29 protein-coding genes are annotated in these 26,634 nt (G+C 60.2%); 19 read left to right on the forward strand and 10 right to left on the reverse strand.

Annotated features, from left to right (window positions below; all coding sequences use genetic code 11):
- Window positions 1-135 precede the first annotated feature (135 nt).
- Both GKA01_RS08870 and GKA01_RS08875 read right to left on the reverse strand, forming a co-directional pair.
- Entirely contained in the window at window positions 136-567 is a 432-nt protein-coding gene (locus tag GKA01_RS08870) for a flagellar biosynthesis regulator FlaF (RefSeq protein WP_146861654.1), read from the reverse strand.
- A 150-nt stretch (window positions 568-717) separates the two neighbouring features.
- Window positions 718-2,211, reverse strand: a complete 1,494-nt coding sequence (locus GKA01_RS08875; RefSeq protein WP_146861657.1) for a flagellin — start codon at window positions 2,209-2,211, stop codon at window positions 718-720.
- 178 nt (window positions 2,212-2,389) lie between these two features.
- Here GKA01_RS08875 and GKA01_RS08880 point away from each other — a divergent pair, with 178 nt between their 5' ends.
- Both GKA01_RS08880 and GKA01_RS08885 read left to right on the forward strand, forming a co-directional pair.
- Entirely contained in the window at window positions 2,390-3,622 is a 1,233-nt protein-coding gene (locus tag GKA01_RS08880; protein WP_146861658.1) for a putative DNA modification/repair radical SAM protein, read from the forward strand.
- On the forward strand, window positions 3,619-5,121 hold the full coding sequence (locus tag GKA01_RS08885) for a UdgX family uracil-DNA binding protein (protein WP_146861659.1): 1,503 nt from the start codon (window positions 3,619-3,621) through the stop codon (window positions 5,119-5,121). The genes GKA01_RS08880 and GKA01_RS08885 overlap by 4 nt, the downstream gene beginning before the upstream one ends.
- Here GKA01_RS08885 and GKA01_RS13620 read toward each other — a convergent pair.
- Complete coding sequence (locus GKA01_RS13620; RefSeq protein WP_167506347.1) at window positions 5,106-5,252, reverse strand: hypothetical protein; 147 nt, start codon at window positions 5,250-5,252, stop codon at window positions 5,106-5,108. The genes GKA01_RS08885 and GKA01_RS13620 overlap by 16 nt on opposite strands.
- Window positions 5,253-5,289: 37 nt before the next feature.
- Here GKA01_RS13620 and GKA01_RS08890 point away from each other — a divergent pair, with 37 nt between their 5' ends.
- Together GKA01_RS08890 and GKA01_RS08895 are read left to right on the forward strand one after the other, a co-directional pair.
- Window positions 5,290-6,396: an HlyD family secretion protein gene (locus tag GKA01_RS08890; protein WP_146861662.1), complete on the forward strand. Its 1,107-nt coding sequence runs from the start codon at window positions 5,290-5,292 to the stop codon at window positions 6,394-6,396.
- Window positions 6,393-7,970 (forward strand): DHA2 family efflux MFS transporter permease subunit, encoded by a 1,578-nt coding sequence (locus GKA01_RS08895; RefSeq protein ID WP_146861665.1) that lies wholly within the window; start codon window positions 6,393-6,395, stop codon window positions 7,968-7,970. The genes GKA01_RS08890 and GKA01_RS08895 overlap by 4 nt, the downstream gene beginning before the upstream one ends.
- Here the strand turns inward: GKA01_RS08895 and GKA01_RS08900 are convergent.
- Window positions 7,964-8,632: a TetR/AcrR family transcriptional regulator gene (locus tag GKA01_RS08900; protein WP_146861668.1), complete on the reverse strand. Its 669-nt coding sequence runs from the start codon at window positions 8,630-8,632 to the stop codon at window positions 7,964-7,966. The two genes, GKA01_RS08895 and GKA01_RS08900, sit on opposite strands and share 7 nt — an antisense overlap.
- A gap of 98 nt (window positions 8,633-8,730) precedes the next feature.
- On the opposite strand from GKA01_RS08900, the gene GKA01_RS08905 reads away from it, so the two are divergent.
- A complete protein-coding gene (locus GKA01_RS08905) occupies window positions 8,731-10,308 on the forward strand; it encodes an efflux transporter outer membrane subunit (RefSeq protein ID WP_146861671.1) in 1,578 nt (525 codons plus the stop codon).
- 49 nt (window positions 10,309-10,357) lie between these two features.
- Here the strand turns inward: GKA01_RS08905 and fbaA are convergent, their stop codons facing one another.
- Window positions 10,358-11,434 carry a class II fructose-bisphosphate aldolase gene (gene fbaA / locus GKA01_RS08910; protein WP_146861674.1) on the reverse strand — a complete coding sequence of 359 codons (1,077 nt, stop codon included), beginning with the start codon at window positions 11,432-11,434 and terminating at the stop codon, window positions 10,358-10,360.
- A gap of 170 nt (window positions 11,435-11,604) precedes the next feature.
- Here fbaA and GKA01_RS08915 point away from each other — a divergent pair, with 170 nt between their 5' ends.
- The 6 genes from GKA01_RS08915 (at window position 11,605) to GKA01_RS08940 (ending at window position 16,143) form a co-directional block, all read left to right on the forward strand.
- Window positions 11,605-12,372 carry a response regulator gene (locus GKA01_RS08915; RefSeq protein WP_146861677.1) on the forward strand — a complete coding sequence of 256 codons (768 nt, stop codon included), beginning with the start codon at window positions 11,605-11,607 and terminating at the stop codon, window positions 12,370-12,372.
- A 20-nt stretch (window positions 12,373-12,392) separates the two neighbouring features.
- Window positions 12,393-13,757 carry an ATP-binding protein gene (locus tag GKA01_RS08920; RefSeq protein ID WP_146861679.1) on the forward strand — a complete coding sequence of 455 codons (1,365 nt, stop codon included), beginning with the start codon at window positions 12,393-12,395 and terminating at the stop codon, window positions 13,755-13,757.
- A 117-nt stretch (window positions 13,758-13,874) separates the two neighbouring features.
- Complete coding sequence (locus GKA01_RS08925) at window positions 13,875-14,438, forward strand: NifU family protein (RefSeq protein ID WP_146861763.1); 564 nt, start codon at window positions 13,875-13,877, stop codon at window positions 14,436-14,438.
- A gap of 3 nt (window positions 14,439-14,441) precedes the next feature.
- Window positions 14,442-15,059, forward strand: coding sequence for a malonic semialdehyde reductase (locus tag GKA01_RS08930; RefSeq protein ID WP_146861683.1), 618 nt, complete (start codon window positions 14,442-14,444; stop codon window positions 15,057-15,059).
- Window positions 15,044-15,691 (forward strand): tRNA (adenosine(37)-N6)-threonylcarbamoyltransferase complex dimerization subunit type 1 TsaB, encoded by a 648-nt coding sequence (tsaB, locus tag GKA01_RS08935; RefSeq protein WP_146861686.1) that lies wholly within the window; start codon window positions 15,044-15,046, stop codon window positions 15,689-15,691. Before GKA01_RS08930 ends, tsaB begins: the two co-directional genes overlap by 16 nt.
- On the forward strand, window positions 15,688-16,143 hold the full coding sequence (locus GKA01_RS08940; RefSeq protein ID WP_371859267.1) for a GNAT family N-acetyltransferase: 456 nt from the start codon (window positions 15,688-15,690) through the stop codon (window positions 16,141-16,143). The genes tsaB and GKA01_RS08940 overlap by 4 nt, the downstream gene beginning before the upstream one ends.
- Here GKA01_RS08940 and GKA01_RS08945 read toward each other — a convergent pair.
- A complete protein-coding gene (locus GKA01_RS08945) occupies window positions 16,130-16,372 on the reverse strand; it encodes a sulfurtransferase TusA family protein (protein ID WP_146861689.1) in 243 nt (80 codons plus the stop codon). The genes GKA01_RS08940 and GKA01_RS08945 overlap by 14 nt on opposite strands.
- Window positions 16,373-16,459: 87 nt before the next feature.
- Here GKA01_RS08945 and GKA01_RS08950 point away from each other — a divergent pair, with 87 nt between their 5' ends.
- The 5 genes from GKA01_RS08950 to GKA01_RS08970 all read left to right on the forward strand — a co-directional run bounded on the left by GKA01_RS08950 (window position 16,460) and on the right by GKA01_RS08970 (window position 20,676).
- Window positions 16,460-16,867: a MucR family transcriptional regulator gene (locus tag GKA01_RS08950; RefSeq protein WP_011252343.1), complete on the forward strand. Its 408-nt coding sequence runs from the start codon at window positions 16,460-16,462 to the stop codon at window positions 16,865-16,867.
- Between the two features lie 103 nt (window positions 16,868-16,970).
- A complete protein-coding gene (locus GKA01_RS08955) occupies window positions 16,971-17,504 on the forward strand; it encodes a Fur family transcriptional regulator (protein ID WP_146861692.1) in 534 nt (177 codons plus the stop codon).
- A 71-nt stretch (window positions 17,505-17,575) separates the two neighbouring features.
- Window positions 17,576-18,406 (forward strand): GNAT family N-acetyltransferase, encoded by an 831-nt coding sequence (locus GKA01_RS08960; protein WP_194265856.1) that lies wholly within the window; start codon window positions 17,576-17,578, stop codon window positions 18,404-18,406.
- Window positions 18,407-18,482: 76 nt separating this feature from the next.
- Window positions 18,483-19,982 carry an apolipoprotein N-acyltransferase gene (gene lnt, locus GKA01_RS08965; RefSeq protein ID WP_146861697.1) on the forward strand — a complete coding sequence of 500 codons (1,500 nt, stop codon included), beginning with the start codon at window positions 18,483-18,485 and terminating at the stop codon, window positions 19,980-19,982.
- A 190-nt stretch (window positions 19,983-20,172) separates the two neighbouring features.
- Entirely contained in the window at window positions 20,173-20,676 is a 504-nt protein-coding gene (locus tag GKA01_RS08970; RefSeq protein WP_244289190.1) for a helix-turn-helix domain-containing protein, read from the forward strand.
- 16 nt (window positions 20,677-20,692) lie between these two features.
- Here GKA01_RS08970 and GKA01_RS08975 read toward each other — a convergent pair whose 3' ends face one another.
- Window positions 20,693-21,355, reverse strand: coding sequence for a protein-tyrosine phosphatase family protein (locus GKA01_RS08975; RefSeq protein ID WP_146861769.1), 663 nt, complete (start codon window positions 21,353-21,355; stop codon window positions 20,693-20,695).
- 117 nt (window positions 21,356-21,472) lie between these two features.
- On the opposite strand from GKA01_RS08975, the gene GKA01_RS08980 reads away from it, so the two are divergent.
- The 3 genes from GKA01_RS08980 to GKA01_RS08990 all read left to right on the forward strand — a co-directional run bounded on the left by GKA01_RS08980 (window position 21,473) and on the right by GKA01_RS08990 (window position 24,562).
- The gene (locus GKA01_RS08980; protein WP_146861703.1) at window positions 21,473-21,832 is read left to right on the forward strand and encodes a hypothetical protein; all 360 of its coding nucleotides are present in this window, start codon (window positions 21,473-21,475) and stop codon (window positions 21,830-21,832) included.
- 125 nt (window positions 21,833-21,957) lie between these two features.
- Window positions 21,958-23,520 (forward strand): globin-coupled sensor protein, encoded by a 1,563-nt coding sequence (locus GKA01_RS08985; protein ID WP_146861706.1) that lies wholly within the window; start codon window positions 21,958-21,960, stop codon window positions 23,518-23,520.
- 199 nt (window positions 23,521-23,719) lie between these two features.
- Window positions 23,720-24,562, forward strand: coding sequence for a PhzF family phenazine biosynthesis protein (locus GKA01_RS08990; protein ID WP_146861772.1), 843 nt, complete (start codon window positions 23,720-23,722; stop codon window positions 24,560-24,562).
- 82 nt (window positions 24,563-24,644) lie between these two features.
- Here the strand turns inward: GKA01_RS08990 and GKA01_RS08995 are convergent, their stop codons facing one another.
- The 3 genes from GKA01_RS08995 to GKA01_RS09005 are packed head-to-tail and all read right to left on the reverse strand — an operon-like array spanning window position 24,645 to window position 26,471.
- Window positions 24,645-24,824 (reverse strand): Trm112 family protein, encoded by a 180-nt coding sequence (locus GKA01_RS08995; protein WP_146861709.1) that lies wholly within the window; start codon window positions 24,822-24,824, stop codon window positions 24,645-24,647.
- Complete coding sequence (locus tag GKA01_RS09000; protein WP_146861712.1) at window positions 24,821-25,513, reverse strand: LON peptidase substrate-binding domain-containing protein; 693 nt, start codon at window positions 25,511-25,513, stop codon at window positions 24,821-24,823. Before GKA01_RS09000 ends, GKA01_RS08995 begins: the two co-directional genes overlap by 4 nt.
- 4 nt (window positions 25,514-25,517) lie before the next feature.
- The gene (locus GKA01_RS09005; RefSeq protein ID WP_146861714.1) at window positions 25,518-26,471 is read right to left on the reverse strand and encodes a thioredoxin family protein; all 954 of its coding nucleotides are present in this window, start codon (window positions 26,469-26,471) and stop codon (window positions 25,518-25,520) included.
- Between the last annotated feature and the right edge of the window lie 163 nt (window positions 26,472-26,634).

Here is a 26,634-nt window from a genome sequence, read left to right on the forward strand (position 1 = left end):
GCAGGGTGCGAGGTGGTTGTCGTCTCGCACGTCGCCGGTCACTGGCTATGGCTGTTGTTCAACGAAAAAATGGGCGCCTGGCTGAGCCGGCGCCCTCATAGAGTTCGTTCGGAAAACACGCCTGATGATCTGGGATCAGCCGACCAGTTCCAGCGAGGATCTGGCGGAAGTCGCGCCATAAGCATCAGACACGGACGGTGCGGTGCCCTGAGGGGCTGGAGCCGGGGCGGCAGCAGCCAGACCTTCGATCATATCATTGTTGATGTCGATCAGTGGCTGAAGATCTTTCGGCGCGTTGAAGGCAGCGTTGGAATAACGCATGGACCATGACCCGACCTTGATCAGGTCGTCACGCAGGACGGTCGGGAGCGGGCAGTCCACACGCTCGACGCTGAGGGAGAGCAGGCTCCAGAGTTTCAGATTGGCCGCAAGCGCCGCAACCTTTGCTTCGTGATCAGCAGCCTGGGTCAGCAGGGTATTGACGTGCCGGAACGCCATGACTTCGATTTCACGGGAAGAAAGGTAGCTTCCGGATTGTTTCTGATACTGTGAGAAGGCGTATGTCACGAAGGCAAACTCCTGGCGGGAAAGACTGTTTCAGAAGCCCTTGCGGGAGAAGGCAGGGAGCTTCTGAAGCGGTCCTGCATCAGGTAGGGGATGGGCGGTGGTTCCGGGCCTGAAGGGCGCTGGAGTCACCAGCGCCCTTCAGAACCCTGATCAGCCGCGGAAGAGGCTGAGCAGGGTGGATGACTGCGAGTTTGCAATCGACAGCGACTGAACGGCAAGTTGCTGCTTTGTCTGAAGCGAGGTCAGTTTGGCGCTCTCGGCTGCCAGATCGGCGTCCGTCAGTGCGCCGACACCCGTCGTCAGGGCGTCGGACAGGCTGGACGTCGTGGTCTGGAGGTTCGAGATCGTCGTGCTGGAATAACCGATCGTGGACGCGGTGCGTGTTACGCTCGAAATTGCAGCCTGAACGATCGTGCTGACGACGGCAGCGCCGGTGACGGCTGTGGGGGTGGCGGAGGAGTTTAAGCCGTTGGCCGCGGTCAAAGCGGTGCTCGACGTGTCGAGGTTATTACCCGCAACCGTCAGGTTGTTGTCAGAATCACGGCTTACGGCAAAGCCCTGATACTGCATGGCCTGTGTGAGCAGGTTGGTCTTGTTGACCATGAGCTGGCTCGGGGAGCCGGTCGTTGTGGCAGTGGCGCTACCCGTGGCACCGCTGAGATCAACGTCGGAAATCACGGTCTTGGCGGTCGCATTGCCGTTCGAATCGGTTCCCGTCGTAACGGTGTAGACGGCGTTGCCGTTACCGTCCTTGGAGGACACGACGCTCTCGCCGTTGGCCAGTGAGAACGTCACCGAGCCGTCGGACGCCGTGGTCGATGTGGTGCCAGCTGTGGAGTTTGTCAGCTTACCGTTGGCGTCGATGCTGAAACCGGTTCCGCCGCCGACGGCCGTGTTCAAGGCTGTGAGCGCATCCGCCTTCTTGCCGTCTTCATCCATGACAAACTTGTAGCTGACCAGCGGGTCCGTTGCTGTTCCTTGTGCGGCGGTGGTCGTTGTTGTGCCGCCTGATACCGTCGTGCCTGCGGCAATCGCCGGTGTGCTGCTCAGTGCGAGAGACTGGGAGGTGGTATAATTCGTGGTTCCCAGAGCAATGTCCATTCCCGCCGTGTCCATGCTCAGGTTCGTCAGGCCCAGACCGGCAGACGTCACGTTGAAGCCGTTCTGCGTGAACATCGTGCCCTGGGCGTCCATGGCGGTGGACAGGGTTGTGTAGGTCGTGCCGTTGCCCGTCTGGCCGGACAGCAGGTTCACGCCCTGGAATTTCGCACCGGTGGCAGCGGAGTCGATGGAGGCCAGCGTCTTGGTGATGGCGTCGTTCAGGGTCGAGTTGTCAACGCCCGTCGTGTTCGTGCCGATCGTGGTCGCGAGCGACTGAAGGGCGCTCGAGATGCTCGACAGGCCGGTTGTTGCGGTGTTCAGCACCTGGGCGGAGAACGCGAGGCCTGTGGAGACGCCGGACAGCGTCGAGATCTGGGCAGTCATGTTCTGAGCAATGGAATACATGGCGGGATTGTCGGACGCCGTGTTCACAGACTTGCCCGTGGAGACCGCGTTTTCGGTCTTGGTCAGGTCAGCTGTCGTCTGATTGAGGCTCTGGAGTGCGGCCATTGCCGCAGTATTCGTATTGATGGACAATGACATTGAATCTGTTCTCCGTCGGTGCAGGTTTGCGTCCTCAGGATAGGGGCGAGTAGTTAACGGAAGCTGAATCCGTACCGTTAAAAAAAGCTCCTCAAAAATAACGGAAATCCGGGAAACAACTGGTTAAATTCACGTTTTCTCTTGCGCTTCATACTCTGGAACGAAATAAGAACGCGCGATGAAGATTTCTCTCTCCCAGCGCCTGGCGATTCTCTCGGATGCGGCGAAATACGATGCGTCCTGCGCGTCGAGTGGGTCAGCAAAAAGGGACTCGTTGAAGGGTGGGGGACTCGGCTCCACGACGGGAAACGGCATCTGTCACGCCTATACGCCGGACGGTCGTTGCATTTCGCTTCTCAAGATCCTGCTGACCAATTTCTGTGTGTATGACTGCGCTTACTGCATCAACCGTTCGTCTTCGAATGTAGAGCGTGCGCGTTTCACGCCTGATGAGGTCGTGTGGCTGACGCTGGAGTTCTACCGGCGAAACTGCATTGACGGGTTGTTCCTTTCGTCGGGCATTATCCGCTCGTCTGATCATACGATGGAGCAGCTTGTGCAGGTGGCGCGGGACCTGCGGCTGAAGCATGGATTCCGGGGTTACATTCATCTCAAGACCATTCCCGACGCGTCGTCACGTCTGCTGGAAGAGGCGGGGCGCTATGCGGATCGTCTGTCGATCAACGTGGAAATGCCGACCGTAGCGGGGCTGGAACAGTATGCGCCGCAGAAAAAAGTGGGCGGAATCCGGCAGGCGATGGGGGAGATGCGACTGAAGATCGACGCGGCCAAGGACCGCAGTCATACCGGGCGCCGGGCTGAGCGGTTTTCGCCGGGTGGGCAGAGCACGCAGATGATCGTGGGCGCGGATGCGGCGTCCGATCAGGATATTCTGGCGAGTAGCGCCAATCTTTATGGATCGTATGGATTACGGCGCGTCTACTATTCCGCCTTCAGCCCCATCCCGGATGCGTCCGCCCTTCTGCCTGCGAAGAGTCCGCCGCTCCAGCGCGAGCACAGGCTCTATCAGGCCGACTGGCTGTTCCGGTTCTACGGGTTTGCGTTCGGAGAACTGACGGCAGGGCGTGCGGACGGGATGCTCGATTTGGAGCTGGACCCCAAGCTGGCCTGGGCGCTGGATAACCGGGCGCAGTTTCCGGTCGATCTGAACCGTGCGCCGAAAGAGATGCTGCTTCGGGTGCCGGGGCTGGGGGTGAAGGCCGTGGCGGCCATTCTCAGGGCACGGCGGCACCAGGCGGTACGGCTGGAGGATCTGGCGCGGCTGAACGTCTCCATCCGCAAGGTGCGCCCGTTCGTGCAGACGCCGGGCTGGAGTCCGGTCCGTCTGACCGACCGGCAGGATCTGCGCAGCCTGTTCAGTCCCGCGCCGCAGCAGATGAGTCTTCTGTGAGGCAGTATGTCCTGACACTTGAGGACAGTGCCGCATTTGAACCCTGGCGGGAGAGGGCACGGGCAGCCCTGCAGCGAGCGGTCCCGCCTGAGGCCCTCGACTGGCGCATCCGGGGTGGCGAGACGGATCTTTTCGGCCAGATCACCGATGATCGCGATGGGCTGGAAGCGCTGACGGCCCTGCCTGTCGTGAAAACCGTGACCTTGCGGGCATCCTGCATCGCGCTGCTGCGGGACGTGTTGTGCCACTCCGATCCCGGGCGGTTCGCGCTTGCCTACCGGATCGCCTGGCGGGTGCAGGGGAATCCGCATCTGCTGGAAGTGCTGACGGATGCGGACATTGCCAGATCGCGGGTCATGGTGCGGCAGAACCGGGAGGATTGCCATAAGATGGCGGCTTTTCTCCGCTTCCGGGAAGAACCGCTCCAGCAGGGCGAAGGGCAGGATAGGAAACGGCGGCGCTTCCTCGCCTGGTTCGAGCCACAGCATCATATTCTCGAACGCATCGCCCCATTCTTCTCGAAGCGCTTCACGGATATGGACTGGATGATCCTCACCCCACGCGGATCAATCCGCTGGGATGGGAAAGATCTGGTCTGTAGCCCGGAACCCTGCGAGCAGCCGGAACTGGACGACGGGTTCGGGGATCTGTGGGACACGTATTATGCTTCGACCTTCAATCCAGCCCGTGTGCGCACGAAAGCGATGCGCCGCGAAATGCCCGGCCGTTACTGGAAGAACCTGCCGGAAACGCGCCTGATTCCGCAGCTCGTCGCCGGAGCCGAAACGCGGGTGCGGACAATGGCGGAACAGGAACTCCGGCCCGCGCCTGCCTTTCATGAGCGCCTGCGTGCCCGTGAGCAGCTTCCGGCCGAACCGATTCCGGATGTAGCGGAAAATCTTGAGGGTCTGGCCATGCAGGTCCGGACCTGTACGGGCTGTCCGCTGCACTGCCCGGCAACACAGGCGGTTGTGGGAGAGGGGCCGGCAAACGCGCGTGTCATGGTCGTCGGAGAACAGCCGGGCGATCAGGAGGATCTGGCAGGGCGTCCTTTCGTCGGTCCGGCAGGACAGCTTCTGCATGAGGCGCTGGGAGAGGCCGGGGTCGATCGTAGTGCGCTGTATTTGACGAATGCCGTCAAACATTTCCGTTTCCGTCTTCAGGGGCGTCGGCGCATCCATCAGACTCCGGATGCAGGGCATGTGGCGGCTTGCCGCCCCTGGTTGGAGCAGGAAATTGCGCTGATTCGTCCGAAACTTATCGTATCGCTGGGGGCCACGGCACTCAGGGCGCTGGACGGGCCGGGCATGGCGATGTCGGATGTTCGCGGGACGTCATGGACCGTGGGAACTGGCGAAAATGCCGTTCGGCGTCTGGCGCTTGCCCATCCGTCCTGGCTGCTGCGGCTGGGGGATGGCGCGCAGGGTGAGGGCGAGCGGCAGCGCTTCTTAGAGGGGCTCGCCCGTCTGAGAAACTTTCCGGATCAATCGGGGTTGTAGGGGGCGGCACGTCCCGGAGAATGGAAACGGATCAGTTTTTTCCAGCTTGAAGCCCATGAGACGATATGCCATGGATGACCGAACCGATCGGTCAGTAGAGGGTTTTCACGCCCCACAGCACATCCGGTCATGATCTGACAGACCTGTTTTCAAAGCGAGACAAACATTATGGCGCAAGGCGATCAGGCCGATCACGCGCAGGGTGACACGACATCCGACAAGAACGGAAAGCCGCAGAAAAAGCGCAATCCTCTTGTCCGTGTCGCGCTGATCCTGCTGGTGATTGTGGTGCTCGTGGGTATCGGGGCCTATCTTTTCCTGACCCGCAACAATATCGAGACGGATGACGCTTACACGGCTGGTCGCAAGATCGCCATTGCGCCCCACGTCAACGGTTACGTTACGCAGCTTCTGGTGAACGACAACCAGTTCGTCCATGCGGGTGACCTGCTCGTGCGGATCGACAGCCGCGATTATGCTGCGTCTCTGAAGAAGGCCGAAGCCGCCGTCTCTCAGGCGAAAGCCAATATCGATGCGTACCAGCTCATGCTGGCCGTGGCGCACAAGAACTTCCCGGGACAGCTCGTCACCGCGCAGGGTAATCTTGCCGCAGCGCAGGCGCAGCTTGTGAAGGCCGAAGCCGATTACCGCCGCCAGCGTTCGGTGGCCCGTGCTGCCACCTCGCAGCAGGACATTGACTATGCCCGCGCCGCGCTGGATCAGGCGAAAGCCCGCGTATTGCAGGCCCAGGGTCAGTTGACGCAGGCGGAGCCGGTGAAGGAAAACGTGGCCAATGCTGACGCGCGGGTCACGCAGGAACAGGCCGCGCTTGCATCCGCTAATGCCGATCTGACTCAGGCCCGTCTGAACCTTGAATGGACTGAAGTCCGCGCCCCGCATGATGGTTGGGTTTCCCAGCGTAACGTCGAGCGCGGCAACTTCGTGCAGACCGGTCAGCAGATGTTCTCCATCGTCGAGCCAGAAGTCTGGGTCGTGGCGAACTATAAGGAAACGCAGCTCACCCACATGCGTCCGGGTCAGAAGGTGGACATCGAGGTCGATGCCTATCCGCAGCTCAAACTGCATGGCCATGTGGATTCCATCCAGCTCGGCTCGGGTGAATCCTTCAGCGCCTTCCCCCCGGAAAACGCGACCGGTAACTTCGTGAAGACGGTGCAGCGTATCCCGGTAAAGATTGTGCTGGACAGCGGCCTTGATCCGAACATCCCGCTGGCCCTTGGTTTGTCTGTCGTGCCGACGGTCTATGTGAAATGAGCGATACTGCTGGGCATCAGGACTGGAAACCCAGTCACAATCCTTGGCTTGTGGCCGTCACGGTCACGCTGGCGGCTTTCATGGAGGTGCTGGACACCACCATCGTCAACGTGGCGCTGCCGCATATCGCGGGATCGCTCGGCAGTTCGTACGATGACGCCACCTGGGCGCTCACGTCCTATCTGGTGGCGAACGGAATCGTCCTGACGATTTCGGGCTGGCTGTCGCGCCTGTTCGGCCGCAAGCGCTACTTCCTCATTTGCATCACGATGTTTACCGTCTCGTCCTTCCTGTGCGGATTGGCGACGTCGCTGCCCATGCTCGTGGTGTTCCGGCTCATGCAGGGCTTCTTCGGAGGCGGCCTGCAACCGAGCCAGCAGTCCATTATTCTCGACACCTTCCCGCCCGAAAAGCGCGGGGCAGCGTTCGGTCTGACCGCCATCGCCACCATCGTAGGCCCGGTTCTTGGTCCGATGCTGGGTGGTTACCTAACGGATAATTTCTCCTGGCGCTGGATCTTCTTCGTCAACGTGCCTTTCGGTATCCTGACGGTCATGGCCGTGACGGCCTTCGTTGAGGATCCGCCCTGGGAACGCAAGAGGCGCGAGAAGGTGGACGTGGTCGGCATCAGCCTGATTACGCTGGGCCTCGGCTGTCTCGAAGTCATGTGCGACCGTGGCGAGGATGACGACTGGTTCGGCTCGCCGTTCATCATCACCATGGCCGTTCTGGGCGCTATCGGCGTCATCGGGGCAATCGTCTGGCTGTGCTATGCGAAGAACCCGCTGGTCCGCCTGTCGGTCCTCAAGGACCGCAACTTTGCGACGGGGATGCTTCTGATTTCGATGGTGGGTGCGACGCTTTATGCCTCGGCCATCGTTGTCCCGCAGTTCGCTCAGCAGGTTCTTGGTTACACTGCGACGACATCTGGTTTGCTGTTGGCTCCGGGCGGTGTCGCGGTGATCTGTCTGATTCCCATCGTGGGCAGGCTGATGAAGTTCATCCAGATGCGCTATCTCATCGCGTTCGGGTTCTTCGCGATGGGCATGGCCATGTTCCAGGCATCGAACCTCTATGCCGGGATGGATTTCAGGCACCTGATGTTCTACCGCATCAGCCAGACGGCCTCGCTGGCCTTCCTGTTCGTGCCGATCTCCACGATCGCCTATTCGACCCTGCCGCGCGAGCTGAATTCCGATGCATCGGCCCTGTTCTCGATGGCCCGGAATTATGTCGGCTCGCTGGCGATTTCGCTCGCCACAGCTGCCATCATCGAGACCCGGCAACGGCATCAGACCTATGTGACGGACCACATGACCCCGGCGAACCCGGAGTTCAACAGCTATATTGCTACCGTCCAGCAGGCCGCACAGGCGCACGGCATGGCTCCGGCGCAGGCGCACAGCTTCGCCATGTACCGGCTTTTTCAGGAGTTTACCTCGCAGGTCTCCATGTTGGCCTATAATGAAGTGTTCGACTGGATCGGCGTGATCGCGCTGTGCGTGGTGCCTCTGTGCTTCCTGCTGTCACCCAACGGCAAGAAGGAGGCCCAGGCCTCCGGTGGCGGTCACTGATGGCGGGGTTCGTAGATCTTCATAAAGCTATCGGCGGTGAAGGCCGCGAATGTCGCAATGGCGGCATCGCTGTCATCGACTGGCAACCCGAAGCGGCGGCGCTGGATGATGCGGACCTGACACATGAGCAAGAACTGCTCTGCGGCCAGACCCGGATCAGCGATGTCCAGCTCTCCGCGGGTTACGCTGCGGGTCAGGTATTCCGCCAGATTGCTGAGGGTGCGGCCAAAACCGTAACGCCAGAACGTGTCGGCCAGATGTGGAAACTTGTCCACTTCGCCGACGATGATGCGATACAGCCCGAGCGCCATGGGCGAGACCAGCAGATGCACGGTCATTTCCGCAAAGCGGACCAGCGTCACCCGGGCGGAAGGAGCGTCGTTGCGCGACAGGGCTTCGATGGGAGAAAGACGGCAGCGGACCTGTTCTTCGAAAAACGCGGAGAACAGGCACGCCTTGCCATCAAAGTGATTGTAGAGCGTTCCCTTGGAGACGCCTGCCATCTGCGCGATCCGGGACATGGACGCCCCTTCGTAGCCATCCGCCAGAAAGACCGTTCCCGCGCCTTTCAGGATCTGTTCGCGCTTGGCGCATCCCCCAGGGTCGGTGTTGCCCGATCCGTCGGTGCTGCCCGCGTGGCCGTCGTCCATGATGCCCGTCATGTGAGCGAAAAGTCCTTCTATCCGTCAGGTCGAGTTCCTGACATGCTGACCGAACCGGTCGGTCACCGCAAGATCATTTCCGCCTCAGGAGTTTCTTTGTGAGCGCAGCCTTCACGTCCCGCGCGCTGCTTTGCGGCTGCGCCTTGTTCACCCTGTCCGGCTGCCTCATGGTGGGGCCTGAATATCATGCGCCCAAGCCCTGGTCGCCGGCACATTACGCTGATCATGCGGCCGGCGCGCCCGACAGCATCGTCAGCGAAATGAAGGCCGACAGCCACTGGTGGCAGATCTTCCACGATCCGGAACTCACCTCGCTGGAAGAGCGTCTGGTTAACCAGAACCTGTCTTTCCGCCTTGCGACTGCCAATCTGGCGCAGAGCCGCGCGCAGCTCATCATGGCGGGGGCTGAGCGCTTCCCGACCCTGAGCGCTTCGGGCTCGTACCAGCGCAGCCAGTACAGCACCAAGGAAATGCAGGAGATCATCAGCCGGGTAGGCGGCAATATCGCGAAGTCTGCGGGGAGCAGCGCCGGAGCTTCGGTCGGGCCGCTACTTCAGGGCGCGGCCGATGGTGCCACGGTTCCGCTGCTGAACCAGTGGCGTAGCGCGATTGATGCGACCTATGAAATTGACCTGTGGGGCCGTGTTGCGCACCAGTACGACGCCGCCAAAGCCGATCTTCAGGCTACGGACGAGGAGCGGCGCTCCATTCTTATTGCCCAGCAGGCCGACATGGCGCATGGCTATATGAGTCTGCGCGGCGACCAGCAGCGCCTGAAGATCCTGCGCGACAACATCAAGGTCCTGACACAGATTACATCCATCGCGCAGGACCGCTATCGCGGCGGTCTGGTGACGGAACTGGACGTGGATTCCGCACAGGCCCGCCTGCATGATACACAGGGTCAGGAAGCGCAGCTTGAACAGGCCGTGGCGCAGGAAGAGAACGCGCTCGCCCTGCTTCTGGGCGCTCCGCCAGAGAGCCTGAACACCGAACTGGAAAAGAATGCCGGTGTGCCGGTCGTCCCGCCGGTGGTGCCTGTCGGCCTTCCGTCCGAGCTGGCCCATCGCCGCCCGGACATCCGCGAGGCCGAAGCCCGTCTGCGCGGTGCCGTGGCCGAAGTGGGCGAGGCCACGGCGGATTTCTATCCAAAGGTTACGATCAACGCCGATTTTGGCTTCCAGACCCTGTCCTTCCGTGATCTGGGCTTCTGGAATGCGCGAGCGTGGAATGTCGGCCCGTCCATCTCCCTGCCAATTTTCCAGGGCGGTCGTCTGTACGGCCAGCTTGAGTTGAAGAAATACGCGCAGAAGGCGGCGGCGATTTCCTATCAGCAGACGGTCATCAAGGCCTGGCATGACGTGGATAACGCGCTGATCGCCTATCGTGACGAGCAGCTTCACCGTCAGGGCCTACAGAACGCCGTCAACGACAACAGCAAGGCGCTCATGCTGGCCCAGAGCCAGTACCGCAGCGGGCTGACGAACTATCTGAACGTCCTGAACGCTCAGGCGCAGCTCCAGTCTGCCCAGCTTGACCTCGCCAGCAGCGATGCCACGCTGGCGACGAACCTGACGCGCCTTTACAATGCGCTCGGCGGGGGTTGGGAAGATGCACTTCCTGACAGCCGGGATGTGGCCAAGGCGCAGCTTGCTTCCGCTACGCCCGGCCCCTGAAATCCGGCCAACCGTTCAGGAGGCCGGAGCCTCCTGAAAGCCGGTCCTGTTAGGATTTTTGGGCGATGGACCGGCTCTTGGAGCCAAGAATCGCAAAGGCTTCATCCAGCCGCTCGACAATGGATTTTTCGCCCACGCGCAGCCATTTGCGCGGATCGTAGAGCGACTTCATCGGCTTGTCGGTGTCGGGATCGATCTGGTGCTGGAAAGCCACCGGATGTTCCAGAACATAGCTACCCACACCATGCGCAAACGCGAACTGGATGTCGGTATCGAGGTTCATCTTGAACACGCCATAGGACACGGCGGCGTCGATTTCCGCGAGCGTCGAGCCTGAGCCGCCGTGGAATACAAGCGGCAACGGCTTGGGACCGCTCTGTGTGGCCTTCTGGACGGCATCCTGCGAGTTCTTCAGGATTTCAGGGCGAAGCTGCACGTTACCCGGTTTGTAGACGCCGTGCACATTCCCGAAAGACGCAGCGACCGATACGGTTCCGATCGGGGAGAGCAGTTCCCACGCCTTCAGAACATCCTCGGGCTGCGTATAAAGATGCGCGTTGTCCGCGCCCTCTTCGAGGTCATGGCCGATGCCGTCTTCCTCGCCGCCTGTCACGCCTAATTCGATTTCCAGGCCCATGCCCAGAGGCGCCAGCCGTTTCAGCATCGAGGCAGATGTCTGGAGGTTCTCGTCCAGCGGTTCCGTGGAAAGGTCGAGCATATGGGACGTGAAGAGCGGCTTGCCGGTTGTCCGGAATTCCTCTTCGCTCATGGTAATCAGATCGTCGAGCCAAGGGATGAGTTTGCGGTCGGCATGATCGGTATGGAGGATGACGGCGATGCCGTATTCCTTTGCCAGAAGATGGACATGCCGCGCCATTGACGCTGCGCCGAGCACGCGGGCACGATGGGCGTCCGGCAGGCCTTCGCCCGCGTAAAATCGCGCGCCGCCATTGGAGACCTGGATGATGACGTCCGAGTTGTTGCGCGCGGCAGCTTCCAGAACGGCGTTGACGCTGTCGGTGCCGACGACATTGATGGCGGGGAGGGCATAGCCTCCGTCGTGGCAGGCCTTGATCAGGGCCGTATAACTGGCGCCACTGACGACGCCGGGAGAAACTCGTGACATTGACGACTCCAACAGAACGCATGAAACGGGCCAGCAGAACGAGCATGGCCGTGATGTGTTGTAGTGTACGATGCTAATCTCTTTTCGTCATGAGCGCTAAAGTGTTGAGAGCTGGTATTGTCAGGATTTGTTGCTTGTGATGCCAACCCTGTGGAGACTATGGAAAAGACATGGTGCCAAATCTTTCTGACCCCGATCTCCCCGCCCGTATCCTCGTTGTCGAAGATGACGCGGGTATGCGGACCCTTATTCTGCGTGCCCTTCAGGGCGGCGGCTTTCGTGCCCGGGGTGTCGCCTGCGGAGACGAGATGTGGGCCGCACTTGAAGTGGCGCCCGTCGATCTGATTATCATGGACATCATGCTTCCGGGCAAAAGCGGCATCGAACTGTGCCGCGCGCTCCGCAGTGGTCAGGGTGTATCGCACGAGAATGAGATTCCGCCCGCTCAGGTGCCGATCATCATGGTGTCGGCGCGTGGCGAGGAACGCGATCGCGTGAACGGTCTCGAATCGGGAGCGGATGATTATGTGCCCAAGCCTTTCGGTCAGCGTGAGCTTCTGGCGCGTGTGCGTGCGGTGCTCCGTCGCGGCATCGCCACTGGTGCGGCGCAGGAGCGCGTGCGCCGTGAGACGTTGCGTTTCGCGGGCTGGACGCTGGATCTGCGACGGCGCGAGCTGACGGACCCGTCGGGCGCGACAGTCGATATTTCTGGTGCTGAACACGATCTGTTGACCAGCTTTCTGGACAATCCGCAGCGCGTCATCGCCCGCGACCGGCTTCTGGAACTGTCGCGGACCCGTCTGGGCGATGTGTCGGACCGCAGCATCGACGTCCTTGTCAGCCGCCTGCGCCGCAAGCTGGGATCGGACGCCGATCAGCTGATCCGCACGGTACGTGGCCTCGGATACATCTTCGTGGCCGAGGTTGAACGGGTCTGAACATCCAGAATCGCATCCTGCTGTGGCCGCTGGGGCTGGTCGGTCGCGTCTGCGTCGTCCTGACCGTGGCGGTCACACTGGTGTTCCTGACGAACGCCATTTTCTATGGGCAGGCTGAGACCTATATCGTTGATGACGTGCGGATTGCCCAGCTCGGCGAGGCGTTGAGCACGGATCTGCGCGTACTCGCTGCAGCGCCTGTCAGCCAGCGGTCTTTTCTGGCCGTTATGCTTTCGGGCAGTGAACTCAGCGTGGCATGGCAGCCGGCTTCCATCGCACCAGCCCTGCCTGGCCATCATCCGGTTGCTCTGACCCAACTGGTCAGACGTCTGATGGCGAACGATCCCATTTTCGAACAGGCGCACCTGGATCTTTACACGCTGGGGCCGGGAAGCGCGGATGTTCTCGGATCACAGCGGCTGCCGGACGGGAGTTACATCCATTTTCGCGTGCCGGGCATGCTGGGTCATCACCGTGTCACGCGCGGTCTGGCCTCGGCGGCCATCGCGGCGGGAGCCGTGGCCATTGCGGCAGCCATGCTGATCCGGGGGCTCAGCATGCCATTGCGGGCTCTGGTCTCAGTCGCGGATCGGATCGGCTCCAGCGAGAAATGGGTACCGCTGGCGGAACGTGGCCCTCCCGAAGTGCGGGGGCTGGCCCATGCCATCAATGCCATGCAGGACCGCATCCAGAGTCTTATCAATGACAGGACGCAGGCTATGGCGGCGGTGTCGCATGATCTGCGAACGCCGCTGACACGTCTGCGTCTGCGCTGCGGGTTCCTGAATGATGGAGAGGCTCAGGCCGCCATCGAAGCCGATCTGGACGAGATGGAAGCCATGGTGAACGGCATCCTGGCCTATCTGGCAGGGGCTGACGATCCGGAAGTTCCCCGTACGATCAATATCGTTGCGACACTCGAGACGCTTGTGGACGATCACGTCGATCGTGGTCATGACGCACGGTACGAAGGGCCGGACCGTGCGCTGGTGCATGTCCGTCCTCTGGCCATGAAACGGGTGCTGTCGAATCTGATCGAGAACGCCATCAATTACGGTGGCAACGTTCTGGCCAGTCTGCGCACGCGTGAGGATGGGGCTCTGGAAATCGCTATCAGCGACAGCGGCCCCGGTATCCCTGAGAGCGAATACCAACGCGTTCTGACGCCGTTCTACCGTCTGGAGGGGTCACGTTCCCGGGCGACGGGGGGAATCGGACTGGGTCTGGCGATCGTACAGCGTGAAATCGCCCGCGAAGGCGGCTCTTTGGTTCTAGGGCGTGGGGATGCGTCAAGGGGCTATGGCGGTCTTTGTGCAATTATCGTTCTGCCCCGCGGACTGCCGTCTCCCTCGCGGAAAACGGAGGGACAGGGCGAGCAGGTCTGACACGGATCAGTCTGCCGTTAAAAACACGGGAAGTCGGACCAATGCGGTCCCGACACTTGCACCTTGCGGCGAAGTGGCACATGTCAGGGCAGACTGGAACGCAAGGACATGACCAAGATGTTCATCGAAACCGAAGACACTCCCAATCCCGCCACTCTGAAATTCCTCCCCGGCCGCAGCGTGACCGGCGATGCCCGTCCCGTCGATTTCGGTGATGCCGACGTCGCGGCTGGACGCTCCGAACTGGCGACGGCGCTGTTCGATCAGCCGAGCGTGCGTCGCGTCTTCCTAGGAAACGACTTCGTCTCCGTCACCAAATCCGACGATATAAGCTGGGGCGATCTCAAGCCCGTCGTACTTGGGACCATCACGACCTTTTTCGAAAGCGGTCGTCCGGTCCTGACGGGAACGCAGTCTGCTCCGGAACATGATGTGTCTCCCGAAGACGCCGAAGTCGTTAGCCGCATTCAGGACCTGCTCGACACCCGTGTGCGTCCTGCCGTTGCAGGTGATGGTGGCGACATCGCTTTTCGGGGGTACAGGGAAGGCGTCGTTTATCTGGCCATGCAGGGGGCCTGTTCCGGCTGCCCGTCTTCCCGCGCGACGCTGAAGCACGGTGTCGAGAACATGCTCCGGCATTATGTTCCGGAAGTCGTTTCCGTCGAGCAGGTCGAGGGCTGAGGAATGGACGGTCAGACCTCTCTCGGCGGACCGGTTCCAGGCGCTGAAGCCCTGTTCACGCAGGCCCGGACCCCGCGCAGCTTTTCGCCGCGGCCGGTTGGAGAGGAGGTTCTGCGTCGTCTGTACGATCTGGTGAAGCTGGGACCGACCTCCGGTAACTGCTCGCCGGGTCGCTTCGTTTTCCTGACCACGCAGGACGCCCGGGAGCGTATCCGCCCCGCGCTGTCGCCGGGAAACGTGGCGCGCGCCATGGCTGCTCCGGTTCTGGCTGTCGTGTGTCATGATCCACTGTTCTTTGAGGCGCTGCCCCGGCTCAATTCGCAGGAGGGTCTGCGGGACTGGTTTGCCGCCGATGTGGGCCTCTCTGACGAAACAGCGTTTCGTAATGGCACGCTTGAAGGCGGCTATCTTGTTCTCGCCGCCCGGATGCTGGGTCTGGGCGTTATGCCCATGTCAGGATTTGATAGCTTTATGGTCGAGGACACGCTCCTGAATGCCACGGGCTGGCGCGTGAACTTCCTGGTAGGGCTTGGCTATCCAGCAGAAAATGAACCCGCTCCCGAACATGCCGAACCCCGTGCGCCGCGTCTGGAGTTCGGAGAGGCATGTCTATGCCTGTGAGGGCCGTTGCCCATAGAACGGTCGTTTTCAATGGGGCGGGCGCCGGTATGGGGCTGACCAGTCTCGTTGCACTGGTCGAGGATGGGGATGTCGTTGCAGAAAAACTGATGGCTGGTCGCGGTGCCTCCGAGCATTTCGCTCCTGCGATCCGCGACCTTCTCGTGCAGAACGGCTGGACCACCGCGCCGGACCGTGTCATTGCCGTCATTGGTCCGGGATCGTTTACCGGTCTGCGATCGTCGCTGTCGCTGGCAGCAGGGCTTGCGGCGGGTTGGAACTGCCCTGCGTTAGGCGTCACTCTTGGCGCGGCCATCCGCGCTACACTTGCGCGACCCGATGCCGTCTGTGTCAGCATCGCCCGTCGTGGCCGGGTCTTCATCGACCCGCCGCAAGGGTCGGTTATGGCCCGGCAGATAGTCGATCTCGAAGCTGCTGGATGGACGTGTGTGACGGGCGACGCGGTGACGGAAAAGTTGGACTGGCCGTGTCCCGTCCTGCCGTGCGAGACGCCATCCGTGGCAGGAATCCTTCAGGCAGCTGAACACGCTGTGCCGGGCCCACTGATACCTCTCTATGTTGATCCGCCGGAAGCCAAACCCCCTGCCGCTGGTCTGAGGTCTGCGCCTTTGTGAAGACTGACGCAGGAAAGACCGAGGCAGCGTTTAGTTTCGCGACGATGGGGGCTGAATGTGCCCTCGTTCTGGCCAGCCTGCATGATCTGGCGTTTCGTGGGGGAGAAGTGTGGGACGAGGCCTCCATGGCCGCTCTGCTCTCCAGCCCGGGAACGGAAGCTCTCCTTGTCCTCTCAGAACAGGAGCCTGTGGGTTTTATTCTGTCGCGAACGGTTCTGGATGAGACTGAAATCCTGACACTCGCTGTCGCTCCGGCATTCCGGCGTCGTGGGGTCGGTCGCGCGCTTGTGCAGCGCGTTCAGGGCAAAGGTACAGTATTTCTGGAAGTGGCAGTCTGTAACAGGAATGCCATTGCACTGTACGGGAAATGCGGTTTCGTAAAAGCTGGTCTGCGTCGTGGTTATTACAGGGACGGCAGTGATGCTCTGGTTCTGATTTCTAGCAGCGTCTGACCGTCAGGCAGTAAAGATCAGACCCTTCCGCAACAAGAAAATCTGCCAGAATTACGTGACCCAGTGCCCGGACTGACGCTCCAACGTTTTTCCTTGTTTCTGTTCCGCGAAGCCGGACTTCAAGTCTCTGTCCGGAAGTCATGGAATCCAGTTTTACCCGAACATATACTGTGGTCATCGGGCATTTTTTTTCAGTTATATCTATGAAAAATGTTTCATTTTCTGTCACGCGGATGTTTCTTTCTTTTTATGCTTGAACGGAGCAATTCATGACTGCTAGATGCTCTTCCGTTCAAAGATGAAGGACTTGATAACAATGTCGCAAGAGACAAATGCCCCCGAGCTGCATCAGCTGACCGCGCAGATCGTCACGGCCTATGTATCGAACAACGATATTCCGGCTGACGCTCTTCCGGCCCTGATCCGGTCCGTCCATGACTCTCTTGCAACGGTGAACGTTCCGGAAGAGGCTCCTGTTGAAAAGCCTGTGCCGGCCGTTTCGCCACGCAAGTCGGTTTTCCCGGACTACATCATCTGCCTTGAAGACGGAAAGAAGCTGAAGCTGCTTCGCCGTCACCTCAAGACCGCTTACAACATGACGCCGCAGGAATACCGCGAGCGCTGGGGCCTGCCGCCGGAATACCCGATGGTGGCTCCGAACTATGCGAACCACCGTTCCTCGCTGGCCCGCAAGATCGGCCTCGGCCGTCGTCGCGAAGACTGAGAGCCTTATTTTCCTGTCGCCGGTCTCTTCATCCCGGCGACAGGGAAAGCCGACAGGCTCCATGGATTGGACAACAAGCCTGTTTTTCGGCTAGGCCGCTGATATGGTCGCAGATACGAAAACCGCTGAGAGACGTGGCAGCCCAGGGAATCGGAAGGCTCCTTCCTCCCCTGTGCCAGATGATTCGCATATTGCCCGCCTGTGCGTGGAAAACGGCCTGAAAATGACCGGCCAGAGACGTGTGATCGCGCATGTCCTGTCCGTGGCCGACGACCATCCGGATGTGGAAGAGCTTTATCGCCGTGCGTCCGAGATCGACAGCCGCATTTCCGTGGCAACCGTCTATCGGACGGTTCGTCTTCTCGAGGAGAAAGGCATTCTCGAACGCCGCGATTTCGGTGGCGGTCGCGCACGTTACGAAGCCAGTGACAGCGGCAATCACTATCACCTGATTGATGTGGATAGTGGTCGCGTCATCGAGTTCGAGGACGAAGAGCCTGTGCGTCTGCTGGCGCAGCTTGCCGCACGACTTGGATTCGATCTCGTTTCCCACCGGATCGAGCTTTTTGGACGGCGTGCCGAGCCCGAGGACAGGCAAAACTCTCTCCCCGAGAACAGGAACAAGAGCGGATCATGACCTCCAAACCGGCTGGCACCCCTATTTCCGCTCCGCATGCGCTGTCCAGCAGCGAAGAAACCCTGCGCCAGATGGAGACGCTTTCCACCCTGTCGCTGAACCGTGAAGGCGGGTTTCAGGAACTGCGTGGTGGTACGCTGGGCGTGCGTATTGCCGAGACCGAAGAAGAGCGCGATGCAGCCCAGGCCCTGCGCTATCGGGTTTTCTTTGAAGAACTCGGCGCCCATCCGGATGAACGGGCGTTCCGCACCAAACGCGACGTGGATGAATTCGACGAAGCCGCCGATCACCTTTTGGTCATCGACCATGCCAAGGGGCCCGGTGCCGCAGGGGTTGTTGGTACTTACCGTCTGCTTCGATCTGATGCCGCCGAAAAAATCGGACGTTTCTATACGTCTTCTGAATACGACATTTCCACCCTGACAGAATTTCCCGGTCGTCTGCTTGAAGTCGGACGGTCCTGCGTGGCGAAAGAGTATCGTGGTAGGTCCGCGATGCAGCTTCTGTGGCGTGGGATTGCGTCTTACATCTTCTTGCACCGGATCGACGTGTTGTTCGGCTGCGGTAGTCTTCCGGGCACAGATCCTGATGCCCTAGCTGACCAGCTTACCTACATGCACCATAACCATTTGGCCCCGCCGGCACTGCGTATTCGCGCGTTGCCGGATCGTTATGTGGAAATGCAGCGGACCGACCCGCATGTGCTGGATTACCGTGCGTGCCTCAACAAGCTGCCGCCGCTGATCAAAGGCTATCTGCGTCTGGGAGGTTATGTTGGTGATGGTGCGGTCGTGGACGAGCAGTTCAACACCACGGATGTCGCCGTTCTGGTGAAAAGCGAGCTTCTGGCGGACAAATATTACCGCCATTACGAACGCCGTCTGCGCGACGCCCTCGACTGACAGTCTTGTCGCAGCTGGATCCCTCAGGTCCGGCTGTTTTCTGTTCTAGCCCCTTCGTCAGCCGGACGGTTCTCCCATGATTTCGACCCTCCCTGTCCGCGGCTGGCGGCTCGCCGGACTGATGCTGCTTGCCGGAGGGCTGGCAGCCCTCTCCCTTCCTCCGGTTCATTTTCTGTTTCTGCTGCCTGTGGGGCTGATGGTCCTGTATCGCGTGTCGGAAGACGCTCGGTCGTGGAGGCAGGCGGCATGGTGCGGGTTTCTGTTCGGGATGGGTTTTCATACGGTCGGCCTCTACTGGCTGACAAATGCGATCCTGACGCGCGTTTACGAGTTCTGGTGGGTCGTGCCGTTTGCGTCTCCTGGCGTTTCGCTGCTGATCGCCCCGTTTATCTGTGTTCCGGCCGTGCTGTGCCGCGTGGTGCCGCCTGGATGGCGACGGGTGCTGATGTTCGCAGGAAGCTGGACGGTTATGGACATGGGGCGCGTCTTCATGTTCTCGGGGTTTCCGTGGAATCCGCTGGGGAGCGATCTTGAGCTGCCGGGTCTTGCCGGAGATGTTCTGATCCAACCCGCAGCCGTTCTGGGTGTGGACGGGCTGTCTCTGGCTCTCGTTCTTGGTTCGCTTGCGGTGTTTCGCGGGAGGCGCGCGGCCCTTGCGGTGCTGGCAGTCTGCGTGGTCTGGATCGGTGCGGGCGCATGGCGTCTGTCCTCTGCAACGCCCCTGAATATCACCAATCCCCGTGCTGTTCTGGTGCAGGGCAACGTGCCGGAAGCTGAAGTCATCAGCCATGCGGATGCGGTCGGCAATTTCCGTCGCTATCTGAGTTTGACGGCACAGGGCGTGCAGAAAGCCTATGCGCAGGGTGGCCGATCACCTGTGGTGATCTGGCCGGAATCCGGCTTTCCCGGTCTCTTGGACGAAGACACGCTCGCTCGGCAGATGATCGCCCGCGCCGCTGACGGTGCCCCGGCTCTGGTAGGCTCGGATCGGGAGTCCGGCAAGAACTGGTATAACAGCCTGATCGCGGTCGCTCCTGATGGCAGCATCGCGGCCATCTATGACAAAAGTCGCCTGGTTCCGTTCGGTGAATATCAGCCCTGGATTCTACCGTTCAACGTCCTGCCCGGCGTCCTGACGCCTGGACCAGGCCTGAAGACATGGGATCTGCCGGGTCTGGGGCGTGTAGGCCCGATGGTCTGTTACGAGATCATTTTCTCTGGCTCCGTCACGGCCCGTAATGATCGTCCCGACTGGCTCGTCACCATTTCAAACGACGCCTGGTACGGCAACAGTGCCGGTCCCCGCCAGCATCTTGCTACCGGACGAATGCGGGCCGTGGAAGAAGGACTGCCGGTCGTTTTTGCTAATAATACCGGGATTTCTGCCATCTATGATGCAACCGGTCATGAGACGGCGCGTCTGGGATGGGGGCGGGCGGGTGTTCTGGTCAGTGATACTCCGTCCCCGCTCCCTCCGACGGTGTTTTCCCGGTTTGGTCGCGCCACGCCGTTGTTGCTCTCGCTTCTGTGCATGATTGCATCAGTGTTTCCATTTCGTCGGATGCGCCGGATTTAGGACCCGGATAAGTTGTTGAGACGCTAAAAGGTTAACATTGACAATCTGGGGTTGTTTTGTTAACTATTTCTACGTGTCAGAAAAAGAACCTTTCCCTCAAGATCGAGCTCGGCCCGATTCCCGCAGTTCCGCTGCTGCTGGTCCGGTTGATGTCCATGTTGGCAACCGTATTCGGCTGCGTCGGACCCTTATGGGTTTGTCGCAGGAAAAGCTGGGCGAAGCGTTGGGGCTGACATTCCAGCAGATTCAGAAATATGAGCGTGGTGCGAACCGGGTCGGTGCCAGTCGTCTGTACGATCTGGCTCAGGTTCTGGACGTGCCGATCGGCTTCTTTTTCGATGACATGCATGAACCGCAGGATAGCCGCCCGACGTCGAATACCTCTCGGAATTTTCCAGTTTCATCCGGCAGTCCGGCTTTTACGTCGCCTTCTTCGTCGTTTCCTGTGACGGGTTTTGCCGAGACACAGGCCGCTTTCGGGGGAGCCTCACGGTCGCCGGCCCCCACTGGTCCGCTGGTCAGTGCGCCACCCCCAAGGTTGTTCGATCTGCCTGTAGATGAGGCTGCCCTGTTCAGTCGTCGCGAAACAGTTGATTTGGTCCGTTCTTATTATCGCATTCCGGACGCTGGGGTGCGCAAGCGGATGCTGGACCTGATCCGCTCCCTTGGCCCGACGGATCCAAAAACAGACTGAACGTCCGCCCCGGGCCTTATTCCCGGCGCAGGATGCTGTCATTCACGAAGGATGCCAGTTTTCCAGCCTTGAAATCAGCCCGCAGGCGATCCTCGTCATATTCGTCGCGGACCCAGTCCATGAACGGCAGGCGTCCTTCGGCTTCTTTCTGATAGCGCAGGAAAAAGGCATCCAGAATGCCGGTTCGGGAACGGTTGAAGTGGCCGAACCGCCAGTGCAACTGGCCCAACGCCTCCTGAGCCGAGCCGCCCTCGAACATCAGAACTAGTCCGGAAGCCAGACCTGCACGATCCGCACCGGATTTACAGTGCATGAGCATGGGGAAGGCCAGCGTCTGATACATGTCGTAAAAGCGCAGGATCCGGTCGCGATGCGGCGCGCCACGGCTTTCGAAAGCCATATCGAGATGCATCAGCCCGAGTTTTGCACTGGCCCCCCGTGACAGGGCGTCGGAGCCACATTTGCGATGTCCGCGTAGGTTCACGAGGGTTTTCAGATGCAGCCGACGTGTAAGGCTGCGCAGGCGGGATGGCGTCGGGTGATTGCATCGCCAGACCTTGCCCGGCACGACGGGCGAGAGATTGGTCCAGCCCAGTCGGAAAATGGAATGGTCTACGAACAGACTGTCCCACCAGGCGCGGCGCCGTGTGGCGGGGGAAGTAATCCGGCCTTCGAACATCAAGAATACATCCTTGCTGGACCTATCGCTAAAAAAAGGGTGGGCGACAGACGGAACGCGCTGTGTCCCATTCCGCAAAGGGATGCGTCAACCGCTGAAAAGTGCTATGTACAGCCTATGCGCTTTGTTTCCCCTTTCCTCATGCTGTCATTTCTTGCCATGACGGCATGTGGCTCGATGTTCAGCGGCCCGTCACCCGATATGGCGGCCCTCCCACCCCCTGGCGCTGCCCCCGGGCATGGAGGACATGCCCATCACCACCGGCAGGCCAGCGGGATGTCATATGCCGATGATGCCCCTGTGATGCCCATGCCGCCGGGTGCGGAAGATCCCGCACAGTCTTCGCATGAGTCTGCGACTAGTGCTTCAGGAAATGGAATGTCGTTTGGGGGGCAGGGAGGAAGTGTCGATATCGCTCCACACCCGGCAACACCCGATACTGAAGTTTCGTACGGCAAGAACAGCTCCTCAAGCTGAGCCTGACCTTAAGCCCGGGCGAGCACTTCGTGGTGGGCGGTCTGTCTTCATGATTGCGTAACTATTGGCGTGGTAAGGATTCTGTCCTGACACCGCGCTAAATCCACGCTCTGGAGATTCTGACTATGACTGAGCAGGTGAAGGCAGATATTGCCGAACGACTGCTTTTTCTTGGCATCGGCGCAGCTGAGAAAGCCCATCTGGCCAGAATCCGTCCGCAGGCGCTGCGGGTTCTGGGGTCTGCGCTTGACCGTTTTTACGGTCGCATCCATCAGACGCCAACCCTGAGCCGCTTCTTCTCCAGCGAACAGCATCGTCTTGGTGCGAGAAACCAGCAGGAAAAGCACTGGAAGAGGATTCTAGAGGGGGATTTCGGTGCGGATTATGTCGAAAGCACCCGTGCAATTGGTAATACGCATGCCCGTATCGGCCTCAAGCCGCAGTGGTATGTGGGCGGCTACGCTCTGCTGATTGAAGGGATGGTGACGGACCTCCTGCGCCAGTATTGGCCCGAGCCGCACCGTAGTTTTCTGGATCGTCTGATGAGACGGCCTGCCAAAGGGACGTCTTCGGAAGAAGCCGCTGCACAGATCGGTCTGCTGATCCGCTGCGGTCTGCTCGATATGGAGCTTGGGCTCGAGACCTATACCCAGAATCTGGATGTCCGCGAGCGTTCGCGTGCGGAGGGGGAGCGTATCCAGAGTCTTGCAGCGCTTTCCGATGCTTTGGCGGATGCGCTCGAGCGAATGGCGGGAGGCGATCTGGTGCAGCAGATCGATCCGGAGCTCGAAAACGGTTCGACCCGCATGAGTTCCGCTTTTCACAAGGCTTGCGAAGGTCTCGGTCAGATCGTGCACGCTGTGCGGGAGACCTCGGGTGTTGTGGAACAGCGTGCACGTGAGATTAGTGGCTCCACCGAAGACATCACCTGCCGGATTGCCGAACAGGTGGATGCTCTCGCTGCCGTGGCGCGCAATATTATGGAACTGACGTCTTCGGTGAAGGAAGTCGCCGAAGAGGCCCGCCAGGCTGATACGACTGTGGCCGACTGCTGTCAGGAGACGGAACAGGGTCGCGATATCGTTTCAAAGACAGTCGAGGCAATGGCCAAGATTTCGTCGTCCTCCAACCGGATCGTGCAGATTATCGGTGTCATTGACGAGATTGCGTTCCAGACCAATCTTCTGGCCCTGAACGCCGGCGTTGAGGCAGCACATGCCGGGGATGCGGGCCGGGGCTTTGCCGTCGTCGCGCAGGAAATCCGGGCGCTGGCACAGCGTTCCGCGACGGCAGCCAAGGAAATCAAGTCTCTCATCGCGAGCAGCATGCAGGATGTGCAGCGCGGTGTTCAGATGGTGGATGAAACCGGGACTGCGCTTGGCAATATCAGCACGTCCGTCGAGCGTCTGGGAGCAGCCGTTGGACAGATCGCTTCCGGAGCCGAAGCGCAGGCGCGGCGTATCATGGACATCAATGCCAGTACGACGCAGCTTGAAGGTGTTACCAAGAGCAATGCCTCCATCGTTCATCAGACCAGCAGTGCCAGTCAGAAGCTGGTCGGAGACGCCGGGGAACTGACGCGGGTCGTGAGGAATTTCAAGGTGAGACAGAGATCGTCAAGTGCGCCCGCGCGAGCCCTGTCCGGCGCCAGAGCGCCGACGGCGAATGGGTCCGTAGAGAGGGTCTGATTTTCAGCGCATGTCGTTCTGACATTTGGGGCAGGGTTAGAGCCGTTTTTCGCAGGAATGAAGACTCCCGCTGCTGATCTTTTCAGGTCTGCGAGAGCGGGTCGGAGAAGATTTGGAGTGTAAAGCAGCTTTGCGTCACTGCGATGCAGTTATGATATGTTGGCTGGGTATTTTTCAAGTTCCAGAAGCAGATCGCATGATGACGGAATTACGGTTTCAGCAAGTCGATGTGTTTTCATCTGTCGCGTTCAAAGGCAATCCGGTTGCTGTTGTCCTTGGCGCAGACGCTCTGACGACTGAACAGATGGCCGCTTTCGCAAACTGGACCAATCTCAGCGAGACGACATTTCTGCTGCGGCCAACGACCCCTGAAGCAGATTATCGCGTCCGTATTTTTACGCCGCAGACAGAGCTGCCATTTGCTGGACATCCTACACTGGGGAGCTGTCACGCATGGCTCAGTGCCGGAGGGCAGCCGCGTGGCGAGGTTGTTATACAGGAATGCGGTCTGGGACTTGTGCCTGTCCGGCGGGAGGCCGGCCAGCTCGCTTTTTCTGCTCCCCCTTTGCTGCGTTCGGGGGCAGTAGAAAGCGATCTTCTGAAGAAGGTGGCGGATGGGTTGAAGATTTCTCCCGCATCCATCCGGGATGCCGCATGGACGGATAATGGTCCAGGCTGGCTTTCCATCCTGCTCGGCTCGCGGAAAGAGGTTCTGGCGCTGGAGCCGGATTATGCAGCTCTGGCCGATCTGAGCATTGGTGTGATTGGTCCCTGGGATGCGGCCACGGATGGAAAAGACATACTGTTCGAGGTGCGGGCATTTGCCATGGGCACCGGTGTTCATGAGGATCCGGTGACAGGCAGCCTGAATGCCGGACTAGCTCAGTGGCTGATCGCAGCGGGCTACGCGCCTGACCATTACGTGGCGAGTCAGGGCACCTGTCTCGGGCGTACAGGCCGGATATCTATCGACAGGCAGAAGGATAAAATCTGGGTGGGCGGTGAAACGGTCACGCGGATTTCAGGTCTCCTGCGGGTATGAGAAATCCACACAGGAAAACGGGTCCCGAAGGATCGCCCTGAAAAGCTTCCCTCAGTCCGGAAAGGCCTGAGGGGTCGTCGTGTCAGGCCTCGAGGGGGCGTGCTTCTTCAGGCAGCATGACCGGAATGCCATCACGGATCGGAAAGGCAAGTTTTGCCCGGGGGCTGATAAGTTCCTGGGTTTCCCGGTCGTAGGTCAGAGGACCTTTGGTTACGGGGCAGACTAGAAGGGACAGGAGGCGGGGGTCAAGTTCAGTCGTCATGATTTATCCATGCCTCTCTCCAGAAGATCCAGCAAGAGGCCTGCGCGTTCATCAAGCGTCATGGCCTCAAGGAGCGACTGCTTTTCGACGGGGGTGAACGGCACCAGCATTGGCAGCACAACAAGAAGTGTCTCGTCATCCATGTCTTCGATCAGGGGCCAGCTTGCCTGAAGATCGCGGGAATCGAGATAGGTTTTCAGCCCGTTCAGCAAAAGATCCCGGTTGATGGGGAGGGGATCTTCCTCGACGAGATCGGCGGCGAACGGTGTGGCGTCGATGATGCCTTCACGCCAGCCGAGATCCGTCGGCGCTTCCCGGATCAGCCGAAAGCGTGAAATCCCCAGAAGGGTGACGGAAAACGTTCCGTCCACATGTTCGGTGAATTCCGTGATGCGGCCCAGTGTTCCGGTTCGGTAAAGCAGAGGATGCTCGTCCGCATCGGGATCCATGAGGGGCTGGATGACGCCGATCATGCGCCGGCCTGCCAGAGCATCTTCCAGCAGCGCTACATAAGGAGGTTCGAAGACCAGAAGCGGCAGATGTCCACCCGGCAGGAGCAACGCACCAGAAAGCGGAAAAAGGCCGACCCGTGGCGGGATATCCGCGAGGGTTAGCTCCGTCAGCGGTGGCGCGCGCCGGGCTGGTTCAGGAGCCGAATCAGGGGATGGAACATCAGACGTTTCGGTCATCGGCTCAGGAAAACAGCAGGGAAGAGAGTTTGCGTCGGGCGGCCAGGGTCTCGGGATCGGTATGGCCCCATGCCTCGAAAAAGCGCAGAAGTTCCGCCTTTGCTGCGCCGTCATTCCACTCGCGGTCTCTGCGCAGGATGTCTAGCAGAGTCTCGGCGGCCTCCGCCCGATACCCGGCTCCGTTGAGTGCGGTCGCAAGACGGAGCCGCAGATCGAAATCATCCGGCGAGGCAGCGACCTGCTGACGGAGCGTATCAAGTTCGGACGCGGCTTTTGTGCCTTCGACAAAAAGGGCCAGCGCCGTGCGCGCGCCTGTAATCTCGGGATGTGCATCCAGCTTTGCGGGCACCTGGGCGGATGCGTCTTCGGCAGCTTCCGGTTCTTTGAGCGCAATCAGCGCGCGGATCATGCCGCCCCATGCGTCGGGGTTTTCGGGTTCGGCCTCCAGAAGCTGCGAGAAGAGGGCGGCAGCCTGATCAGCGGCGCCTTCCGAGAGGGCCTGCCGTGCGGCGGTCAGGATTTCGGTAGCGGGCATGACATCCCCGGCCAGCTTGAGCAGCGATTCCACGAACCGGCGGATCTCGCTTTCCGGCTGGGCTCCCTGGAAAAGATCCAGAACCTGACCTTTCCAGAACGCGACCACGACGGGAATCGATTGCAGGGGCAGGCCAAGCTGCCCGAGTTGTGCGGCCAGCGCCTTGTTGGCTTCCACGTCAACCTTGACGAGCCGGACGCGTCCACCAGCGGCACGAACAACCTTTTCCAGAACAGGCGTGAGCTGTTTGCATGGCCCGCACCACGGGGCCCAGAAATCCACGAGAACCGGGAGGGTTCGGCTCGCTTCGACGACATCGGCCATGAAGGTGGACTGATCGGCATCGATAATGGTTACGGCTTCGGCGCCCTGCGCGGCTGCGGGAGACTGCCCGATCAGGTGTTCGTCGAATGTGCTGCTCATGGCAAGGGAACCGCCTCAGTAGGAAGGAAAGTTACCTGAAAGATCGGATGCGCTGGCTCTGTGTGCAAGTGCGCAGATTTCCGTTGGGAGAATGAAAGAAGATATTGCTGTTGAATTGAAAAATCCCTCTTGCGCGATGCTTCTGATTCGGTCATAAGCCCCT

The organism is Gluconobacter kanchanaburiensis NBRC 103587, from assembly GCF_007988905.1.
Taxonomy (GTDB): Bacteria; Pseudomonadota; Alphaproteobacteria; order Acetobacterales; family Acetobacteraceae; genus Gluconobacter; species Gluconobacter kanchanaburiensis.

Excerpts from the sequence above, each read along its gene's own strand:
- GKA01_RS08875 (WP_146861657.1), bottom strand. The coding sequence starts at position 2,211 with ATGTCATTGTCCATCAATACGAATACTGCGGCAATGGCCGCACTCCAG.
- GKA01_RS08880 (WP_146861658.1), top strand. The coding sequence starts at position 2,390 with ATGAAGATTTCTCTCTCCCAGCGCCTGGCGATTCTCTCGGATGCGGCG.
- GKA01_RS13620 (WP_167506347.1), bottom strand. The coding sequence starts at position 5,252 with ATGACCGGATGTGCTGTGGGGCGTGAAAACCCTCTACTGACCGATCGG.
- GKA01_RS08890 (WP_146861662.1), top strand. The coding sequence starts at position 5,290 with ATGGCGCAAGGCGATCAGGCCGATCACGCGCAGGGTGACACGACATCC.
- GKA01_RS08895 (WP_146861665.1), top strand. The coding sequence starts at position 6,393 with ATGAGCGATACTGCTGGGCATCAGGACTGGAAACCCAGTCACAATCCT.
- GKA01_RS08900 (WP_146861668.1), bottom strand. The coding sequence starts at position 8,632 with ATGACGGGCATCATGGACGACGGCCACGCGGGCAGCACCGACGGATCG.
- fbaA (WP_146861674.1), bottom strand. The coding sequence starts at position 11,434 with ATGTCACGAGTTTCTCCCGGCGTCGTCAGTGGCGCCAGTTATACGGCC.
- GKA01_RS08915 (WP_146861677.1), top strand. The coding sequence starts at position 11,605 with ATGGTGCCAAATCTTTCTGACCCCGATCTCCCCGCCCGTATCCTCGTT.
- GKA01_RS08925 (WP_146861763.1), top strand. The coding sequence starts at position 13,875 with ATGTTCATCGAAACCGAAGACACTCCCAATCCCGCCACTCTGAAATTC.
- GKA01_RS08930 (WP_146861683.1), top strand. The coding sequence starts at position 14,442 with ATGGACGGTCAGACCTCTCTCGGCGGACCGGTTCCAGGCGCTGAAGCC.
- tsaB (WP_146861686.1), top strand. The coding sequence starts at position 15,044 with ATGTCTATGCCTGTGAGGGCCGTTGCCCATAGAACGGTCGTTTTCAAT.
- GKA01_RS08950 (WP_011252343.1), top strand. The coding sequence starts at position 16,460 with ATGTCGCAAGAGACAAATGCCCCCGAGCTGCATCAGCTGACCGCGCAG.
- GKA01_RS08955 (WP_146861692.1), top strand. The coding sequence starts at position 16,971 with ATGGTCGCAGATACGAAAACCGCTGAGAGACGTGGCAGCCCAGGGAAT.
- GKA01_RS08960 (WP_194265856.1), top strand. The coding sequence starts at position 17,576 with ATGGAGACGCTTTCCACCCTGTCGCTGAACCGTGAAGGCGGGTTTCAG.
- lnt (WP_146861697.1), top strand. The coding sequence starts at position 18,483 with ATGATTTCGACCCTCCCTGTCCGCGGCTGGCGGCTCGCCGGACTGATG.
- GKA01_RS08970 (WP_244289190.1), top strand. The coding sequence starts at position 20,173 with ATGGGTTTGTCGCAGGAAAAGCTGGGCGAAGCGTTGGGGCTGACATTC.
- GKA01_RS08975 (WP_146861769.1), bottom strand. The coding sequence starts at position 21,355 with ATGTTCGAAGGCCGGATTACTTCCCCCGCCACACGGCGCCGCGCCTGG.
- GKA01_RS08980 (WP_146861703.1), top strand. The coding sequence starts at position 21,473 with ATGCGCTTTGTTTCCCCTTTCCTCATGCTGTCATTTCTTGCCATGACG.
- GKA01_RS08985 (WP_146861706.1), top strand. The coding sequence starts at position 21,958 with ATGACTGAGCAGGTGAAGGCAGATATTGCCGAACGACTGCTTTTTCTT.
- GKA01_RS08990 (WP_146861772.1), top strand. The coding sequence starts at position 23,720 with ATGACGGAATTACGGTTTCAGCAAGTCGATGTGTTTTCATCTGTCGCG.
- GKA01_RS08995 (WP_146861709.1), bottom strand. The coding sequence starts at position 24,824 with ATGACGACTGAACTTGACCCCCGCCTCCTGTCCCTTCTAGTCTGCCCC.
- GKA01_RS09000 (WP_146861712.1), bottom strand. The coding sequence starts at position 25,513 with ATGACCGAAACGTCTGATGTTCCATCCCCTGATTCGGCTCCTGAACCA.
- GKA01_RS09005 (WP_146861714.1), bottom strand. The coding sequence starts at position 26,471 with ATGAGCAGCACATTCGACGAACACCTGATCGGGCAGTCTCCCGCAGCC.